This is a genomic window from Virgibacillus kekensis, from assembly GCF_042654125.1.
Classification (GTDB): Bacteria; Bacillota; Bacilli; order Bacillales; family Amphibacillaceae; genus Lentibacillus; species Lentibacillus kekensis.
This window is the reverse complement of sequence record NZ_JBHSFU010000001.1, coordinates 61,709-80,326: the sequence shown is the minus strand read 5'-3', so window position 1 is coordinate 80,326 and position 18,618 is coordinate 61,709. Positions and strand designations below refer to the sequence as shown.

The window sequence follows — 18,618 nt, the reverse complement described above, 5'->3', positions numbered from 1 at the left end:
GTCCATGGGGATGACAATGTTGGATTGTAGGAATATTGTCAAAAATTATCATCAGTTATTTTTCCTAACCTAATGAACAATTCATAGAAAAAGGAGAGGTTTGTTATGACAGCAACAAAAGGGCTTGAAGGGGTCGTCGCAACGCAATCGTCAATTAGTTCTATTATCGATGACCAACTTACATACGTTGGATACAAAATTGATGATTTAGCTGAGAATTCAAGTTTCGAAGAGGTAGTTTACCTGCTGTGGAATCTTAAACTGCCGACAAAATCTGAATTAGATACATTTAAGGCTGATTTAGCTTCCAATATGGAACTTCCTGAAGCAGTTATCGAACACTTGCACTCGTATGATCTTTCAACCGTTCATCCAATGGCAGCGCTTCGTTCTGCAGTTTCCATTCTGGGTCTCTATGATGAAGAGGCGGATGTTATGGAAGAAGAGGCCAATAAACGTAAGGCGCTTCGTCTGCAAGCTAAAATTGCCACGATTGTTACTGCATTCGCGCGTATCCGCAAAGGGCAGGATCCTGTGAAACCTAAAAAGGACCTGGGATTTGCAGCCAACTTCTTGTACATGCTGAATGGTGAGGAAGCAAAAGACGTTGAAGTAGAAGCTATCAACAAGGCGCTTGTATTGCATGCTGATCACGAGCTTAATGCATCCACATTTACAGCACGTGTATGTGTTGCTACATTATCAGATATCTATTCTGGCGTAACAGCCGCTATCGGTGCTTTGAAAGGCCCACTTCATGGTGGAGCAAACGAACGCGTTATGAAGATGCTGACTGAGATTGGCGAAGAAGAGAATGCTATTCCTTACATCAAGGAAAAAATCGCTAACAAAGAGAAAATCATGGGTATGGGACACCGTGTATACCAAAATGGTGACCCACGTGCCAAACACCTTAAACATATGTCAAAAGAATTGACAGAAACCTCAGGGGAATCCAAATGGTATAATATGTCCGTGAAAATTGAAGAATTCATTAAAGAAGAGAAGGGTCTTCCAGCAAATGTGGATTTCTATTCTGCATCGGTTTATCACAGCCTTGGAATTGACCATGATTTGTTCACACCTATTTTTGCTACAAGTCGCATATCAGGATGGCTTGCACATATTCTTGAACAGTATGACAACAACCGTCTGATCCGTCCGCGTGCTGACTACGTTGGTCCGCAAACTCAGGATTATGTTGAAATCGAAAACCGCGCTTAATAGGTAATCAGGTAATAGCCGGGAGAACCGGCTATTATCATGAAAAGTTACATTATGATAAAATAACAATGCATGAAGATGACTAGGAGGTATTTTTTTATGGCACAAGGAGAAAAAATTACAGTAGATAACGGGAAAATGAATGTACCGAATCGTCCGGTCATTCCTTTCATTGAAGGGGACGGAACAGGCCCGGATATCTGGGCAGCGGCACGCAGAGTTATCGAAGCTGCAGTGAAAAAAGCCTATAATGGCGAAAAAGAAATTGAGTGGACTGAAGTTTACGCTGGTCAAAAAGCATATGATAAAACTGGTGAGTGGCTCCCACAGGAAACACTTAATATGATTGATGAGTACAAAATTGCAATTAAGGGACCTCTTACAACACCGATCGGCGGCGGAATCCGTTCACTGAATGTGGCACTGCGTCAGGAACTTGACCTGTTCACTTGCCTGCGTCCAGTACGTTATTTCACTGGCGTACCTTCACCGGTTAAACACCCTGACCATGTTGACATGGCTATCTTCCGTGAGAACACAGAAGATATTTACGCAGGTATTGAGTGGCAAAAAGGTTCAGACGAAGTGAAGAAAGTGATTGACTTCCTTCAGAATGAAATGGGTGTTAAAAATATCCGTTTTCCTGAAACTTCCGGCATAGGTGTTAAGCCAGTATCTGAAGAGGGAACCAAGCGTCTAGTGCGTTCCGCAATTGAGTATGCACTAAACGAAGGACGCAAGAGTGTTACCTTGGTACATAAAGGTAACATCATGAAATTCACTGAAGGATCATTTAAGGCCTGGGGATATGAAGTTGCCGAGCAGGAGTATGGCGATAAAGTATTCACATGGGCAGAATATGACCGTATCGTTGAAAAAGACGGTAAAGACGCTGCCAACAAAGCGCAGGATGAAGCATTGGCATCAGGAAAAATCCTTGTTAAAGATTCCATTGCGGACATCTTCCTGCAGCAGATTCTTACCCGTCCAAAAGAATTTGACGTGGTTGCTACAATGAACCTTAACGGAGACTATATTTCTGACGCACTTGCTGCACAGGTTGGTGGAATCGGAATTGCACCTGGTGCAAACATTAACTATGACACCGGTCATGCAATTTTCGAAGCAACACACGGAACTGCTCCTAAATATGCAGGACTAGACAAGGTTAACCCTTCTTCTGTAATTCTTTCTGCAGTACTGATGCTTGAGCATCTGGAGTGGAGAGAGGCAGCTAACCTGATTACAGATGCAATGGATAAAACTATTGCTTCTAAAGTTGTTACGTATGACTTCGCACGAATGATGGATGGGGCTACTGAAGTTAAAACATCTGAGTTTGCCGATGAATTAATTAAGAATATGGGATAATACCCAACCCAAAACCCGCCCGGATTGTTGTATTTGGAGGAATCGACCAAACCGATTAGCTCTATATGCCGCCCGGGCGGTATATCTATCTGGATTTCCACGATTTAACTTGTTTATGGAAAGGGGATTAATATGGCTGTTAAGCGTAATAAGATTTCCGTAATAGGCTCAGGTTTTACCGGGGCTACCACCGCTTTGATGATTGCCCAGAAAGAACTTGGAGATGTAGTGTTGGTAGATATTCCTGACATGGAAGATCCTACAAAAGGTAAAGCCCTTGATATGCTCGAAGCAAGTCCTGTTCAGGGATTTGATGCAAATATTACGGGTACTGCCAATTATGAGGACACGAAGGATTCTGATCTTGTAATCATTACAGCAGGTATTGCTCGTAAGCCTGGTATGAGCCGTGATGATCTGGTAAATACCAACGCTAAAATTATGAAATCTGTAACACAAGAAATTGTTAAGTATTCACCGGAAACGTTTATTGTTGTGCTAACAAACCCGGTTGATGCAATGACGTATACGGTATTTAAAGAATCAGGATTTCCTAAAGAACGTGTTATCGGACAGTCAGGAATACTGGATACGGCTCGCTTCCGTACTTTTGTTGCCCAAGAGCTGAACCTGTCTGTTAAGGATGTAACAGGTTTTGTGCTCGGTGGACATGGGGATGATATGGTACCGTTAATCCGCTATTCCTATGCCGGTGGAATTCCGCTTGAAAAATTGATTTCCAAAGACCGCCTCGATGAAATTGTGGAACGTACACGTAAAGGCGGCGGTGAAATCGTAGGACTGTTGGGTAACGGAAGTGCTTATTACGCACCAGCCGCTTCCCTTACTGTAATGGCGGAAGCTATACTGAAAGATCAGCGTCGTGTTCTTCCTTCCATTGCATACCTTGAAGGCGAATATGGCTATAAAGATATCTACCTTGGTGTTCCGACCATTCTTGGTGGGAGCGGACTGGAAGAAATTATTGAACTTGATTTGACTGACGAAGAGAAAGCAGAGTTGGACAAATCAGCTGACTCTGTTAAAAACGTGCTTGAGATACTGAAATAATTAAAAAGCTTCTTTTCACTGTATGGTGAAAAGAAGCTTTTTAAATTGCCAGGGTAAAAATTAATTCGCCAGAACTGCCAATTTCTGATATAATAGTAAACGCTTACATTAGTGGAGGTGGGGAATATGATTGGTAAGAAACGCAAACTCGGCAAGAAGATAAATGATCTGCAGGTGGGAGATTCCTATACATCCACCCACGCAATAGAGGACAGAGACTTGTTACTGTACCTTGGACTGACAAATGATGCAAACCCACTTTACATCCAACATGACTATGCATCACAAACTCCATATAAACAACCGATTGTACCGTCTGTTATGTTGTTTGGTGCAGTTTCTTCAATAGTGTCTACGCATCTTCCGGGTCCAGGAAGTCACATAACCAAACATGAAATGGCGTTTCCTAAGCCCGTTTCTCATTATTCAGAGATAACATTCAGAATTGAAGTAATTGCGATCGACCATGAAAATCATCAAGTTGCAATGTCCATAAGTGGGACTGACAGCGATGGAGATGATGTATTACATGGTAAGCTTCATGTTTGCCCGGCATATGAACCAGAATCAATCATTGGTGCTTCACTTGAAAACTTTTTTTAATTAGATAATTAGACTGAATGAAACTATCACTGCAAAGTGGTAGTTTTTTTGTGAATTACTTTTTTATAAACTACGAAGTAGTAAGACTTCTAAGATAGAGTCCTGAAACGCTGCTACGGAAATACACTAGGCTTTCACCACTCCGGGTACAAGTACGACATCTGCTTAAGCTCACTCTGTTCGCTTTCGCAGTGTCTCCTTTGCCTCGGGCGGCTGTTGAGCCTCCGTTGAGCTATCGCTCTCCGGGGTCTCATCGAGGCCTCTGCTCCCGTAGGAGTCTCCGTGTATTTCCTCCGCTTAGAGCGAGCTTCGTATTTACTTTTTATGCCCTTTAGGCTGAAGGACTCTATACAAGAGGACCTTAGAACAGCTCATTTTTTAGCCGGAACGGGTCAAAATACTCATATATTAAATTTTATTGCTTCGCAGTTCATATCAACTGTGAGGGGTGGTTAGGAACCAAAATTAAAGAAAAGTGCCATGTAAATTTTTCTTTACATGGATGCATATTCACATACGATTCTGTTCATTGTATGATTAAATATATAAAAGGCTTACGAAAAGCTTAGTTTTCAAGAAATGGGGATGCGCTGTGGGAAAAAATATACTTATTGTAGACGATGAAGCTTCAATTGTTACCCTATTAAAATTTAATGTGGAACAGGCTGGGTTTGAAGCTGATGTAGCGTATGACGGTAATGACGCGGTAGAGAAAGCAGAAAGAACCAACTATGATTTAATAGTACTGGATTTGATGCTGCCAGGGATGGATGGAATGGATGTATGCCGGCATTTAAGGCAGAACCGGATTGATACACCCATACTCATGCTTACTGCAAAGGATGATGAGTTTGATAAGGTACTTGGTCTGGAACTTGGAGCGGATGATTATCTGACCAAGCCATTCAGCCCTAAGGAGGTAGTTGCCCGGATTAAGGCAATTCTGCGAAGGTCCTCCAAAACGGCGGAAACCAATGTTGTTTCTATCCGAGTCGGCGATTTGGTCGTTTATCCTGAACGGTATGAAGCGGAAATGAACGGCGAAACGCTAACATTTACCCGTAAGGAGTTTGAACTGTTATACTACCTTGCAGAACATAAGGGCAGGGTTTTATCACGGGATCAGCTTCTAAGCGCTGTATGGAATTATGATTTTGTAGGAGATACCCGGATTGTCGATGTCCATGTCAGCCACTTGCGGGAGAAGATCGAACCAGATACTAAGAAACCAACCTACATTAAAACTGTACGGGGATTGGGTTATAAACTGGAGGAACCTAAATAATGCGGGCGCTTTTTACACGGCCTTTATTTGCATACAATAGTGGCATTCTGCTTATCGTCGTAATTACCGGTCTGATCATTAGCCAGCTTACGGATGAGTATGTCATTCTAGGGTCTATTCTAGTAGTGGAATATATTATATTACTGTTGATGATGCTCCATGTTCATGATAAATATATGAAGCCAATCAGAAAAGCGTCAAATACGGTTGATGAACTTGTTAAAGGGAATTACCGGGCAAGAATCCATATTCCACGTACTGGCAGTGTTGCCGAGCTTGGAAATAAGCTGAATATCCTAGCCCGTAATTTAAATGAGTTTGCGATGCAAGAACAAATTCAGGAAAAGCAGCTCACAACAGTCATTGATAATACCCAAAGTGGACTCGTTCTCCTTGATGAAAAAGGTTATATTCATCTTGTGAACCGAAAAGCCCTGTCCATGTTTGGAGGAAATTCCCGGGATTATATTGGAAGACTTTATTATGAAGTATTGGACCATGAGGGAATCCATCAGACGGTTCAGCAAACTTTTTTATACGAGAAAAATGTAAAAGAGTCAATAACCCAGACGGCGGGTATGGACACCAAATATATTGAAATAGTTGGTGCTCCAATCTTTAATGAACGGAGTTTGCTGAAAGGCGCAGTTCTTGTCTTGTATGATATTACACATCTGAAAAAACTGGAATTGATGCGTAAGGATTTTGTCGCAAATGTGTCCCATGAACTGAAAACACCAATTACCTCAATTAAAGGATTTGCAGAGACGTTACTTGACGGGGCGTTGGATGATAAAGAAACACTCCAGAACTTCCTTTCGATCATTCATGACGAAAGCACACGGCTGCAGGTTTTGATAGAAGACTTGCTAACCCTTTCGAGACTGGAAAAGGATGAGTACAAACCTGTAAAATCTGAAATTAACATGAACAGGCTGGTTGAAGAGGTTCTTCCAATCACAAATCATGCAGCTGAACAAAAAGGAATTTCTCTTACGGTTGAAATGGACAACAATATTTCACTGCGGGCGGACAAGGAGCGGATTAAACAGATAGTAATTAATCTCCTGACAAATGCAGTTAACTATACTCCGGAGAACGGCGATGTCAAACTTACCGTTACGGATAAGGACGAAAATATTCATATAGAAGTAAGCGATACTGGCATCGGGATCAGCCAGGAAGCAATTCCAAGGATATTTGAACGGTTTTACCGTGTTGACAAAGCACGAAGCAGGAATACAGGAGGAACAGGCCTAGGTCTGGCAATAGTTAAACACATTGTTGAAGTTCATGATGGCAGAATCACGGTGGAAAGTGAATCGAATAAAGGGTCCACATTTCATGTTTACTTACCGAAAATATAAACTGTTCCAGGTAAAAATGGAACAGTTTATTATATTTCTGCTGACCCCTGTCTAATATACTTACAGAAAAGGTATGAGGGGATGGACATAAGTGATATCGGCGTTATCTTCGTTATTGTAAAGTATACTTTCCTATAGTCTATAATCTGCAGAGACGAATTAGGATTCTGGAAGAGGAAGTACCGGTGCTCACGAAAGAGAGGTAACTTTTTCATTTGCCGGCAGACAGTGATAAAATAAAAGTAATAGTGCTATCGGTTATGAATGGAGGATTATACATATGGCTAATAAACTTGTCTTGATAGACGGAAACAGTATCATTTATCGTGCTTTTTTTGCCTTGCCTTTATTAAACAACGATAAAGGGGTATACACCAATGCAGTATATGGATTTACAACAATGCTGCTGAAAATTCTTGAGGATGAGAAACCCACACATGTGCTGGTCGCTTTTGATGCAGGCAAAACTACTTTCCGGCATGACACCTATAAAGAGTATAAAGGTGGCCGGCAGAAGACTCCCCCTGAACTCTCTGAACAGTTTCCACTGCTGAAAGAGGTACTGAACGCTTTTCAGATATCCCATTATCAACTTGATCAGTATGAAGCAGATGATATTATCGGTACGCTTGCTACCAAAGCCGAAAAAGATAACTGGGACGTTACGGTGATTTCAGGCGATAAGGATTTACTTCAGCTTGTATCAGATAAAGTTACAGTCAATCTTACCAAGAAGGGGATCAGTGACGCTGATTCTTATACGCCCTCATTTATGCAGGAAAAGATGGAAATCCGTCCTGACCAGCTGATCGACTTAAAGGCACTGATGGGTGACAGTTCTGATAATATACCTGGTGTACCGGGGGTCGGACAGAAAACTGCAACGAAGCTATTAAAAGAATATGAAAAACTTGAAAATGTTTATGAAAATATTGAAAATGTGAGCGGTAAGAAACTGAAAGAGAAGTTAGAGAATCATAAGGACGAGGCCTTTATGAGCAAGGACCTTGTAACGATTAACAGGGAGTCGCCCATCGAAGTTACCATTGATGAAATCTCGTACGAAGGTTATCAGCCTGCAAAGGTTAGTTCAATCTTTAAGGACCTTGGGTTCCAATCCTTACTGACCCGGGTTTCTGGAGATGAACAGGGAGAAGAAGCGGTTCCTGCAGAACTGTCTGATATTGAGTACTCGATAGTGGAGGACCCTGCAGATGACATTTTCACCGATGTCACTGCTCTTGTGGTAGAAATGCTCGGCGAAAATTACCATCAGGCGCCAATTGAAGGATTTGGGGTCGTGAATGAGTCGGGCAACTACTTTATCCCAACGGATACGGCGGTAACTTCCGAAGTGTTCAAAGAATGGGCCGAGGATTCGGCAAAAAAGAAAATCGTATTTGATGCAAAAAAAACGATGGTTGCCCTATTACGGAATAATATCCATATTCAGGGAATCACATTTGATATGTTACTAACTTCCTATCTGCTGAACCCGGCGGAAAATAATCACGACATTCCTGCCATTGCCCATCGAACTGGTGAGACCAATGTACTTTATGATGAGGAGGTTTATGGTAAAGGTGCAAAGACGAAGGTACCTGAGCAGGATGTCCTGTCAGAGCATGTTGTACGTAAAACGTGCCTGTTGTATAAAGTTAAAGCCGATATGGAGAAACAACTTGAAGACAACGAACAGCTTGAACTGCTGAAAGAGCTTGAGATGCCGCTCGCACTGATACTCGGAGAAATGGAGCATACAGGGGTCGAAGTTGATATTAATCGTCTTGAGGAAATGGGGGTTTCCCTGAAAGAACGGCTGGAGACGATTGAGTCAGAGGTATATGACTTGGCTGGTGAGAAATTCAATCTAAATTCTCCGAAGCAGCTAGGTCCAATTTTATTTGAGAAGCTTGGTCTGCCGGTAATCAAAAAGACAAAAACAGGTTATTCCACTGCCGCTGACGTACTCGAACAGCTAGAGAGTGAACATGAAATCATTCCAAAGCTTTTGCTGTATCGCCAGCTTGGCAAACTGCAGTCCACTTATATTGAAGGGCTCTTAAAAGTGGTTAATCGTAATACGAATAAAATCCATACCCGTTTTAATCAGGCGCTTACCCAGACAGGACGGTTAAGTTCGATTGAGCCTAACCTGCAGAACATTCCAATCCGATTGGAAGAAGGCCGGAAAATAAGGCAGGCATTTGTGCCATCTAAAAAAGACTGGATTATGTTTGCTGCTGATTACTCACAGATTGAGTTGCGCGTACTCGCACATATTGCGGAAGATGAAAAGCTGGTTGCAGCCTTTACTAACGACTCAGATATCCATACCCAGACAGCGATGGATGTTTTTCATGTAGGTGCTGATGAGGTAACTGCCAACATGCGCCGTCAGGCAAAAGCTGTTAACTTTGGGATTGTATATGGCATAAGTGACTTTGGTCTTTCGCAGAGCCTGGGGATTACCAGGAAGGAAGCAAAGAAGTTCATTGAACGTTATTTTGAAAGTTTTCCGGGAGTAAAGACATATATGGATGAAATTATCCAGGAAGCAAAGCACCAGGGGTATGTCACCACCCTCATGAAACGACGCCGATATCTTCCTGAAATCACAAGCAGAAACTTTAATCGCCGTTCTTTTGCGGAACGTACTGCGATGAACACACCTATACAAGGCAGTGCAGCTGACATTATTAAAAAAGCTATGATTGATTTGCACGAAAAACTGCTCGATGAAAAAATGGAAGCGAAAATGCTTCTGCAAGTACACGATGAACTTATTTTGGAAGCACCGAAAAATGAAGTAGAGAAATTAAAAGAAATAGTACCAACTGTTATGGAAAACACTGTTGAACTGTCAGTGCCGCTTAAGGTCGATTACGAATACGGTGACAGCTGGTTTGATTCGAAGTAAGGGGAAATGACAAGATGCCGGAATTGCCGGAAGTTGAAACGATACGAAATACATTAAAACGTTTTATTACCGATAAAACGATACAGGATATAACGGTTCTATGGCCGAACATTATAAAACGGCCGGACGACGTAGAAAATTTCAAGCATGTGCTAAGTGGACAAACAATCCATGACATCCACCGGAAGGGGAAATTTCTGCTATTTCAGATGGATGATTCCGTGATGGTTTCCCACTTGCGGATGGAAGGAAAGTACAGTGTTGAGCCAGCGGGTGAGCCCATAAAAAAACATACACATGTTATTTTCAGGTTCACTGATGGAAATGAACTCCGGTATAATGACGTACGAAAATTTGGCACCATGCATGTTTTTAACAAAGGTGAGGAATTCAGCCAGAAGCCGCTGAATCAATTGGGACCCGATCCCTTTGATCAACAGTTTACAGTCGACTACTTTTATAAAAAACTGAAGAAGACAGAGCGTGTGGTTAAGGCGGCATTGCTTGACCAAACAATAGTTGCCGGGCTGGGAAACATATATGTTGATGAGACGCTTTTTAAAGCAAATGTCCACCCGTTGAAAAAAGCTTGCAAACTGACAAAAAAAGAAGTCAATGCAATTCGGGAACAGGCTATTCTGACACTTCAGGAGGCAGTTGAGCAAGGCGGCACCACGATTCGCTCCTATGTGAACAGTCAAGGTGAAATGGGAATGTTTCAGCAAAAACTATATGTTTATGGGCAAGAGAATAAACCATGCCGTAACTGCGGAAAGCCCATCGTTAAAATGAAAATAGGCGGGCGGGGTACACACGTATGTGTTTCCTGCCAAAAACAGTAAGCGGGGTATATACATGGCACTGATTATCGGATTAACAGGTAGTATAGCCAGTGGCAAGAGTACGGTTTCATTGATGTTTGATGACTTTAATATTCCAGTAGTCGATGCAGATAAGTTATCCAGAGAAGTGGTTATGCCTGGAGAAAATGCTTATAACAAAATTGTAGAGACATTTAGCGAGGAAGTATTAAGGGAAGATAAATCAATCGACCGGAAAAAACTAGGCAGTATAATATTTCAGGATAAAGAAAAACGGAAGCAACTTAACGCAATTGTGCATCCAGCCGTGCGGAAGAAAATGCTTGAAAAACGTGATCATTATGTTAAACAGGGAGCACGGTGTGTGGTCTTGGACATCCCTTTATTATTTGAGAGTAAACTGACTCACTTCGTTGACAAGACACTAGTCGTTTATGTTGATGAAGAAGTGCAGCTGCAGCGACTTATAGGACGTGATGGATATTCCAGGGAAGAGGCATACCAGCGAATAAATGTCCAGATCCCCGTAAAGGAAAAAGCTGCGATGGCGGACGCTGTGATTGATAACAATGGTTCAAAGCAAGAATCATATCAACAATTAGAATCTCTGCTGAACGAATGGCAAGTACTTCAGTAAAATAATAAACCAGGAGTATTTCTCCTGGTTTTTTTACAAGGTAAGAAAGTATATAATCTTGGCTCTATAAAGCTCCTTGCCAGCAAGAGCCACGTCCAGCTACAGCGCCCATCACCTAGTGCCCTTCCGTACTCTTCTTACGATAAGTCAACATCAATTCGCTTTGCTCATTGTGTTTCCTTTATCTCATACGACTCCGTCCAGGTCATACTGTGATAAGCAGGGCGCTTGCGCTTTTGTTCCTATTTAAAAGACTATATTTTTTTATCGAATGCGACCTAAGAAGCCCCATTTTATGAGCCTATTAAAAAATAATATTCTTTTAGGCACATTTTTCTCTTGAATATGTTATACTATTTACCATAAATAACAATTAGAGTATAACATATATAGGAGGACTCCAAATGAGTAAAACCCGAATTGCCATTAATGGATTTGGACGCATTGGCCGTATGGTCTTTCGTCAAGCTATAACAGATGATCAACTAGAGGTTGTCGCAATTAATGCAAGTTATCCTCCAGAAACATTGGCCCATTTAATAAAATATGACAGTGTTCATGGTATTTTTAAAGGTGAAGTGAAAGCGCTTCAGGGAAGTATTGAGGTTGATGGGAAAGTCATCAGTCTGGTTAATTCCCGTGAACCTGAGAAGCTTCCTTGGAACGATATGGATATTGATGTGGTGGTGGAAGCTACCGGTAAATTTAATACAAAAGAAGAAGCAGGTCGCCATCTTCAGGCAGGTGCCAGAAAAGTGGTAATCACAGCACCAGGGAAACAAGTTGACAAGACTATTGTAATGGGTGTGAACGAAGAAACATATAATCCAGAAGAGGATACTGTTATCTCCAATGCTTCATGTACCACCAACTGTCTTGCACCGGTGGTAAAAGTACTGGATGATAATTTCAGCATTATCAATGGATTAATGACAACAGTTCACGCGTTTACAAATGACCAGAAGAATCTTGATAACCCGCATAAAGATTTGCGTCGTGCCAGAGGATGCACTCAGTCAATTATTCCAACATCCACTGGGGCTGCGAAAGCGTTGGGAGAAGTAATACCGCATATGAATGGTAAACTGCATGGCATGGCTTTACGCGTTCCTACTCCAAACGTTTCCCTTGTTGACCTAGTCGTAGATGTAAATGAAAATGTTACTGTTGATAAAGTAAATGAAGCTTTCAGACGTGCTGCCGATCAGGAGCTTAACGGGATCCTTCAATACAGTGAAGAACCACTAGTATCCATTGATTATACAACCACAGATTCATCTGCTATTATTGATGGACTGTCCACCATGGTTATGGACGATAACAAGATTAAAGTCCTTGCATGGTATGACAATGAATGGGGATATTCTAAACGTGTTATCGACCTTACAAAATATGTTGGTAAAGGTATCCAACAGGAACATGTGAAAATTAGTTAAAAAGAAGGCAAAAATATATTGAAAAAGTTCAGGAAACAGTTTATACTTTCTCATGACCTTCATAAAATTAGCATCTGCTTAAAGGGTTAGGACCTCATTGGACTAACTTTCCCCCGTGGCAGTAAAATGCTGCAAGCGAAGGTGATTAACATACGTCAAGGGGGAGACTGCCATGGATACAATGGGTAGGCATGTAATCGCTGAACTATGGGAATGCAATATTGAGAAGTTGAATAATATGGGGTTGATTGAAAAGATTTTTGTAGAAGCTGCATTGAAAGCTGGCGCAGAGATTCGCGAGGTTGCCTTTCACAAGTTTGCACCACACGGTGTTAGCGGAGTGGTAATAATTTCTGAATCACATTTGACCATTCATAGTTTTCCCGAGCATGGATATGCGAGTATAGACGTGTACACATGCGGGGATATCATTGATCCAAATGTAGCTGCAGAGTATATCGCTGGAGCGCTCGAAGCAAAAGTGTATGAAAAAGTTGAGGTTCCGCGTGGAATGGGACCCGTAAAAATTGATAAATTTCAGGAAGTACTTTAAATAGCAATTTACAGGGGATTGGCCATATTAAGGCTAATCCCTTTTATTGTTAGGAAAACTTTGGGTAAGTTACGGATATCTTCAGCATGAGCGGCTGGTGAATTCTCTTCTGCTCATTAACCGTAGGCTGCCACTTTCGTATTTTTACATTAGTCGATTTTGTCTTTTCGTGTTAAAATAAATAGAAATATAGTATTCGTTTGAAGGTTATTCATACATAAAATAATTTAACCGGGTGGTTAAGTTTTTATAGAAGAGGTGCGCTATGTCGTTTCGCCAATTTGTTGCAAAGTATTTCGGTAATCATGCAGAAACTAGTGAAAGGCATGAAGATCCGTCATTGAAGACACAATACTACAAAACTACAAAAGATAGGGGTCTAGACTATCTGGAGAAGTTGTTTAACAATGATGAGCGCTATAAGGTGAATGCTATTTCTCGTGAACATGGGGAAGTTAGTGCGTATATTACCAAGGGAAAAAGGGCGTTTATCGTGGGTACGGTTATAATGGTCAGACCTTACCGGACAGCCATTGATTTTTCGGTTACTACGGAGTCCGGAATGCCATTTGATTTTGGATACAGTACAAAGGTTATACAGCAGCTATATCAGCAAACCGGTAAGGAACTGACACGGCTGGATGAGCCAAATGAGCGTCAGTAGAAAAGGATGGGGTTGAACAAACATGCGATGTTCAAATTGCCACTATAAAAGTACAAAAGTACTCGATTCCCGCCCGATTGAGGAAGGCCGATCCATCCGCCGGCGCAGGGAATGCGAGCAATGCGGATTCCGTTTCACCACATTTGAACGGATTGAAGAAGTTCCATTAATAGTTGTGAAGAAGGACGGAACACGCCAGGAATACAGCCGGGAGAAGTTAATGCGCGGGTTAATTAAAGCGTGCGAAAAACGGCCGGTACCGATTGAGAAAATAGAAGAGATCGCCTTTGCTGTCGAAAAAGAACTTCGGAATACTGGAGTCTCTGAAGTAGAAACCAACAATATTGGCGAAATGGTAATGGACCGACTTTCAGATGTTGATGAAGTCGCGTATGTCCGCTTTGCATCGGTATACAGACAATTCAAAGATCTGTCTGTTTTTCTTGATGAATTAAAAGAACTAATTAAAACTGATAAAGAAAACTCCTGATCGGAACAGGATTGTACAAAAGCTGGTTTTAGGAAAGGGTTAGTAGTATGAATTTTATAGGCAAACTTTTGCCAATCGACGGATACCATGTATCAATGAAAGGGAATATGCCGATCGATTATGCAAAGTCATTAACACATCTGTACCAGCCATTGATCGGAATGCAGGCAATTTCGCTATACCAGACACTTTTCCATGAAGTAGAGCTGCAACAGGATGGATCTGTTCAGACCCATCATACGTTGATGAATTATCTGGATATGCGGTTGGACGACTTGTATAAAGTCAGGCTAAAACTTGAGGGTATCGGATTGTTGAAGACTTTCAGGGAGAAGACTGAAAATCATACTTCCTATACATATGAACTGCGGGCACCTTTTGCGCCGGCAGAGTTTTTTACCGATGAAATGCTGGCACAACTGCTTTATCACCATATTGGAGAAGCGAAATTCTCGATCTTGAGAAGTCACTATGCAAATCAGGAAGAACGAAGAGGGGCCGAAATTACTGCAGGATTCAGTGATGTATTTCAGACTTTCCAGCCTTCATTATCCGATTCGGATATTACACCCCAGGCAACGAATACACCGACTGATATTGCTGAAATAGATTTTTCCTGGATCGAACAAATGCTGAAACAGCGCATGGTCCCGGTCAAAAAAATACTGACAACGGCAAACAGACGCTTGATTTCTCAAATGATGTCATTATATGATTTAGAAACCTTTGAAGTGGAAAAGTCTCTGTTATGGGCTCTGACTGATGAGAACACTCTTAATACCGCTGAATTTAAAGAAGCCTGCCATGATGTATTCAGAAGTAAACATAAACAGGGGAACATCAGACTTACCGAAAAAGCTGCAGAGCCAATCAATGATTCAACTGATAGCAAACCAGCTACCAAGGAAGAGCAATTCTTAGCGGAGTTGGAACGAATATCACCGAAACAATTGCTTGAGGACCTTTCCAGCGGGGGTCAGGCGTCTGACCAGGATTTGAAAGTAATCCGAGAAGTAATGACAACGCAGGGGTTGCCTTCTCCTGTTATGAATGTATTAATTCATTACGTTCTACTGCAGTCCAACATGAAATTATCCAAAGCCTATTTGGAGAAAATCGCAAGCCACTGGTCCAGAGCAAATCTGAAAACGGCCAAAGAAGCTATGCAGTTTGCCAAAAAAGAAAAGGAACGTTATCAAAAAGGCAAATCAACCCGACAGGTGAATCGCAAGCCTCAATCGGATGAGGTAGTGCCTGATTGGTTCAAAGAACGAAAGGATAAAAACCATAAGACAAGCAGTAAGAATTCCACTAATGAAACAAATAATGAAGAGTTTGCCGCGTTGCTGAGAGAGTTTTCAGGCGGTGGCAAAAATAATCATTTGCAAGGATGATTTAGATGAAACCAGTTCAATCTGAGCTAAAAAAATGGATGCAGCAGAATAAAAACTTTCAGGAGAACTATGTAAAAATCAGGGAGGAAGTTATCAACGACCCTGAGATTAAAGAGTTCCTATCATTTAACCCCCAGTTGACGAAAAGGGATATTGATAAAAACCTGATTAAGCTGTATGAATATAAATCCCAGTCTAAACAATGTGACAGATGCCAGTCGCTTGGAGGCTGTGTCAATATGGTACAGGGCTATTCACCGATCCTTCAGGTAGACGGTAGTGAAATCCACCTTGTATATGAGAAATGTCACAACCGAGTGGGATATGAAAAGATGAAGGAACAGCACAAGCTGATTCAGAGTCTTTATATGCCTAAAGAGATTTTTAGTGCAAGTATAGAAAGTATTGATATTGATGGAGATCGTCAGCCTGTAGTTCATGAGCTGCTTACCTTTTTGAAGGAAGCCAAAAACGAACTTCCACGTAAAGGTCTTTATTTTTCCGGACCGTTTGGGGTAGGGAAAACATATTTTTTAGGTGCAATCGCCAACGAGCTGAAAAAAATGGACTATTCGTCCATGCTGATTTATATGCCTGAATTTGTTCGTGAAATGAAGGGGTCCATAAAAGATGACTCCATTAACGAGAAAATCAGCTACTTTAAAAAAACCGATGTACTCATGCTGGACGATATGGGCGCTGAGACACAGTCCGCATGGTTCAGGGATGAGATACTTGGTTCCATACTACAGTATCGAATGATGGAAAATCTGCCGGTATTTTTTACTTCCAATTACACGCTTGACCAATTGGAAGTCCAGCTTGGGAAATCCAACCGTGGTGGTGTGGAAACGGTGAAGGCAGGAAGAATAATCGAGCGAATCAAGCAAGTTAGCAGGGAAGTGCCGTTGGATGGCATAAACCGACGTGATTAACTATCAGGATTGTAGCCAGTATGGGAGATATTCAATCTCCTTTGCTGGTTTTTTTTATTTTAACTTTTTTTACACATTGTACTTTTTAAAAACTATAAAATGCGAAGTAACAGCGAAGCTTCGCTCCGGTAGAATACTTCGCTTTCACCGCTCCGGGTGCAAGGTCAACATCTGTTCAAGCTAAAGCTTTCACAGTGTTTCCTTTGCCGTTAGGCTTAACACGAGCCTCCCCGCTCGCAATAACCACTCACTACCATGAAAATTAAAAACCTAAATGGCGCAAAAAAACCATACTTAAGAAGACGCAGCTTAATCGTTTTTTTAAAAAAAGAGGAGAGCGCCAACCTTTAGGACCTGAAGTCTCATAATTATTATGGAACAATAGATGAAACTGTCTCAATCACCTGTCCTTCTGACGTAATCTACGGCTTTACTAATAGAGGCTGGTGCAACAACCAGAATAGGATTAGTCTACCTTGAGTGCTTCCCACAAGGGAGCAACAGTCAGTGGTGCACCGTGGTCGAAGAAGTCAGACTGCGGGGTCTCTTAGGCTCGTTTTTCGACAGGAGTCTTCGTTTATTTCCTGGGCTTGATAGTATTATTAAATCGATTAGGAATAGCCCTTCGATTATACCTAAGGTGTTCTCATCCTAGTTTTGAAGGCTATCCCAAGCTGCGGTAAAATGCGACACTCCTGGGGGAAGAGCAGCTTCCGAAGACCCCGCAACGAGGGAACGAGTGAGGAGGCTGAGGTGCTGCCCCCGGAAAGGGAGTATTTTTCCTGCAGCGTCGATTAATGCACACCTAAAATTCACAAACTTCGCAGTTTATATCAACTGGGGTTATTATAGAGCAACAATGTTTTAGCCTTTGCTTTTAAGAGCTCTTATACTCATCTAAGTTGCTAGCTTTGCTAGTTTTACGTGATTATTCATTTTTTCACCTGGATGTCCATATAATGTAACAGTTTGGTCTTGGGTGAGGGTGATGTATTTGCTGGAGGTATATTTTGAATCGGACAAAGAAGTGATCAGCTTCTGCGAGCATTTATTTCAGTACAACAAACATATTGAATTACATTGGAAAACCACTGAAGAATGGGGGAATCATTTACAACTTGATTGTCAGGTCCCAGGCAATGAAAAAATGGATGCCATTGCCGTTTCGATGGTTGATGTGTTTATCACCCATCGTCTAACATCAATGATCAGAGAAATTATTGAGGAATACTACTATTATTCTGATGCTGATGAAATTGAACGAATTCTGGATATAACGCATTGGATAGTTACTGGAGATGATAAGGACAGTGCAAATGTGCGGAGCAACGATAATCCGAAAGATTTACTGCAGTCGTTGTTTATGGGAAATTTGAAGAGTTCACAGGTTATTCATTATGGTTCCATCGTAAAGTTTCAATTAAAGCCATTTAGGGACCGGTTGATTTATTATGTCGGATTAGCAATTGACGAGTTTAAGCGTGAAGAGGATCATCAGGCTTTTGTAGATAGTCTGCGGGAGTATATAGCCAAAAGGAAAGCGGCCTTCGAAATGATACATATCCTGCAGGGAAGCAGCTTTTCATTTTTTAAGCCAAATGGTGAACAATTTTCTAAACGGGAATTGAAAATGATCATGCAGAAAGAACCTTTGTATATTGTCGGGCTGGATGCTGAAGAACTGAATCTTGCGCCACTGATTGCTATGGCTCCTGATAAAATTAAAATTTATGGTGACCATCCTTCTGAGCCGAAAACACTGACAGTAATCAATGTATTTCAGGAACGGGTTGAATTCAGACCTGTTAGCAGCTTTCCATTTCCCTATTATTTAAAAAAATAACGAC

Annotated in this window: 16 protein-coding genes; all 16 read left to right on the top strand. The window is 41.5% G+C overall.

Annotated elements, in window-relative coordinates:
• The first annotated feature begins 105 nt into the window (after positions 1-105).
• The 16 genes from citZ (at position 106) to ytxC (ending at position 18,614) form a co-directional block, all read left to right on the top strand.
• Positions 106-1,224 (top strand): citrate synthase, encoded by a 1,119-nt coding sequence (gene citZ / locus ACFO3D_RS00385; protein WP_390292588.1) that lies wholly within the window; start codon positions 106-108, stop codon positions 1,222-1,224.
• A gap of 99 nt (positions 1,225-1,323) precedes the next feature.
• The gene (gene icd, locus ACFO3D_RS00380) at positions 1,324-2,595 is read left to right on the top strand and encodes an NADP-dependent isocitrate dehydrogenase (protein WP_390292587.1); all 1,272 of its coding nucleotides are present in this window, start codon (positions 1,324-1,326) and stop codon (positions 2,593-2,595) included.
• Between the two features lie 132 nt (positions 2,596-2,727).
• Positions 2,728-3,666, top strand: coding sequence for a malate dehydrogenase (mdh, locus tag ACFO3D_RS00375; RefSeq protein WP_390292586.1), 939 nt, complete (start codon positions 2,728-2,730; stop codon positions 3,664-3,666).
• A gap of 126 nt (positions 3,667-3,792) precedes the next feature.
• Positions 3,793-4,269 carry a MaoC family dehydratase gene (locus ACFO3D_RS00370; RefSeq protein WP_390292585.1) on the top strand — a complete coding sequence of 159 codons (477 nt, stop codon included), beginning with the start codon at positions 3,793-3,795 and terminating at the stop codon, positions 4,267-4,269.
• A gap of 592 nt (positions 4,270-4,861) precedes the next feature.
• Entirely contained in the window at positions 4,862-5,554 is a 693-nt protein-coding gene (locus ACFO3D_RS00365; RefSeq protein WP_390292584.1) for a response regulator, read from the top strand.
• Positions 5,554-6,921 carry a two-component system histidine kinase PnpS gene (pnpS, locus tag ACFO3D_RS00360; RefSeq protein ID WP_390292583.1) on the top strand — a complete coding sequence of 456 codons (1,368 nt, stop codon included), beginning with the start codon at positions 5,554-5,556 and terminating at the stop codon, positions 6,919-6,921. The genes ACFO3D_RS00365 and pnpS overlap by 1 nt, the downstream gene beginning before the upstream one ends.
• Positions 6,922-7,201: 280 nt before the next feature.
• Positions 7,202-9,841 (top strand): DNA polymerase I, encoded by a 2,640-nt coding sequence (polA, locus tag ACFO3D_RS00355; RefSeq protein ID WP_390292582.1) that lies wholly within the window; start codon positions 7,202-7,204, stop codon positions 9,839-9,841.
• Positions 9,842-9,855: 14 nt separating this feature from the next.
• The gene (gene mutM / locus ACFO3D_RS00350; protein WP_390292581.1) at positions 9,856-10,683 is read left to right on the top strand and encodes a DNA-formamidopyrimidine glycosylase; all 828 of its coding nucleotides are present in this window, start codon (positions 9,856-9,858) and stop codon (positions 10,681-10,683) included.
• 13 nt (positions 10,684-10,696) lie between these two features.
• Positions 10,697-11,299 (top strand): dephospho-CoA kinase, encoded by a 603-nt coding sequence (gene coaE, locus ACFO3D_RS00345; RefSeq protein ID WP_390292580.1) that lies wholly within the window; start codon positions 10,697-10,699, stop codon positions 11,297-11,299.
• Positions 11,300-11,703: 404 nt separating this feature from the next.
• Positions 11,704-12,735 carry a glyceraldehyde-3-phosphate dehydrogenase gene (locus ACFO3D_RS00340; protein WP_390292579.1) on the top strand — a complete coding sequence of 344 codons (1,032 nt, stop codon included), beginning with the start codon at positions 11,704-11,706 and terminating at the stop codon, positions 12,733-12,735.
• Between the two features lie 172 nt (positions 12,736-12,907).
• On the top strand, positions 12,908-13,288 hold the full coding sequence (gene speD / locus ACFO3D_RS00335) for an adenosylmethionine decarboxylase (RefSeq protein ID WP_390292578.1): 381 nt from the start codon (positions 12,908-12,910) through the stop codon (positions 13,286-13,288).
• A 265-nt stretch (positions 13,289-13,553) separates the two neighbouring features.
• The gene (locus ACFO3D_RS00330) at positions 13,554-13,952 is read left to right on the top strand and encodes a cytosolic protein (RefSeq protein ID WP_390292577.1); all 399 of its coding nucleotides are present in this window, start codon (positions 13,554-13,556) and stop codon (positions 13,950-13,952) included.
• Positions 13,953-13,974: 22 nt separating this feature from the next.
• Positions 13,975-14,442, top strand: coding sequence for a transcriptional regulator NrdR (gene nrdR, locus ACFO3D_RS00325; RefSeq protein WP_390292576.1), 468 nt, complete (start codon positions 13,975-13,977; stop codon positions 14,440-14,442).
• Positions 14,443-14,489: 47 nt separating this feature from the next.
• Positions 14,490-15,836, top strand: coding sequence for a replication initiation and membrane attachment family protein (locus ACFO3D_RS00320; protein ID WP_390292575.1), 1,347 nt, complete (start codon positions 14,490-14,492; stop codon positions 15,834-15,836).
• A 5-nt stretch (positions 15,837-15,841) separates the two neighbouring features.
• Positions 15,842-16,771 carry a primosomal protein DnaI gene (dnaI, locus tag ACFO3D_RS00315; RefSeq protein ID WP_390292574.1) on the top strand — a complete coding sequence of 310 codons (930 nt, stop codon included), beginning with the start codon at positions 15,842-15,844 and terminating at the stop codon, positions 16,769-16,771.
• A gap of 988 nt (positions 16,772-17,759) precedes the next feature.
• Positions 17,760-18,614 (top strand): putative sporulation protein YtxC, encoded by an 855-nt coding sequence (gene ytxC, locus ACFO3D_RS00310; protein ID WP_390292573.1) that lies wholly within the window; start codon positions 17,760-17,762, stop codon positions 18,612-18,614.
• The last annotated feature ends 4 nt before the right edge of the window (positions 18,615-18,618 follow it).

Excerpts from the sequence above, each read along its gene's own strand:
- citZ (WP_390292588.1), top strand. The coding sequence starts at position 106 with ATGACAGCAACAAAAGGGCTTGAAGGGGTCGTCGCAACGCAATCGTCA.
- icd (WP_390292587.1), top strand. The coding sequence starts at position 1,324 with ATGGCACAAGGAGAAAAAATTACAGTAGATAACGGGAAAATGAATGTA.
- mdh (WP_390292586.1), top strand. The coding sequence starts at position 2,728 with ATGGCTGTTAAGCGTAATAAGATTTCCGTAATAGGCTCAGGTTTTACC.
- ACFO3D_RS00370 (WP_390292585.1), top strand. The coding sequence starts at position 3,793 with ATGATTGGTAAGAAACGCAAACTCGGCAAGAAGATAAATGATCTGCAG.
- pnpS (WP_390292583.1), top strand. The coding sequence starts at position 5,554 with ATGCGGGCGCTTTTTACACGGCCTTTATTTGCATACAATAGTGGCATT.
- polA (WP_390292582.1), top strand. The coding sequence starts at position 7,202 with ATGGCTAATAAACTTGTCTTGATAGACGGAAACAGTATCATTTATCGT.
- mutM (WP_390292581.1), top strand. The coding sequence starts at position 9,856 with ATGCCGGAATTGCCGGAAGTTGAAACGATACGAAATACATTAAAACGT.
- coaE (WP_390292580.1), top strand. The coding sequence starts at position 10,697 with ATGGCACTGATTATCGGATTAACAGGTAGTATAGCCAGTGGCAAGAGT.
- ACFO3D_RS00340 (WP_390292579.1), top strand. The coding sequence starts at position 11,704 with ATGAGTAAAACCCGAATTGCCATTAATGGATTTGGACGCATTGGCCGT.
- speD (WP_390292578.1), top strand. The coding sequence starts at position 12,908 with ATGGATACAATGGGTAGGCATGTAATCGCTGAACTATGGGAATGCAAT.
- ACFO3D_RS00330 (WP_390292577.1), top strand. The coding sequence starts at position 13,554 with ATGTCGTTTCGCCAATTTGTTGCAAAGTATTTCGGTAATCATGCAGAA.
- nrdR (WP_390292576.1), top strand. The coding sequence starts at position 13,975 with ATGCGATGTTCAAATTGCCACTATAAAAGTACAAAAGTACTCGATTCC.
- ACFO3D_RS00320 (WP_390292575.1), top strand. The coding sequence starts at position 14,490 with ATGAATTTTATAGGCAAACTTTTGCCAATCGACGGATACCATGTATCA.
- dnaI (WP_390292574.1), top strand. The coding sequence starts at position 15,842 with ATGAAACCAGTTCAATCTGAGCTAAAAAAATGGATGCAGCAGAATAAA.
- ytxC (WP_390292573.1), top strand. The coding sequence starts at position 17,760 with ATGTATTTGCTGGAGGTATATTTTGAATCGGACAAAGAAGTGATCAGC.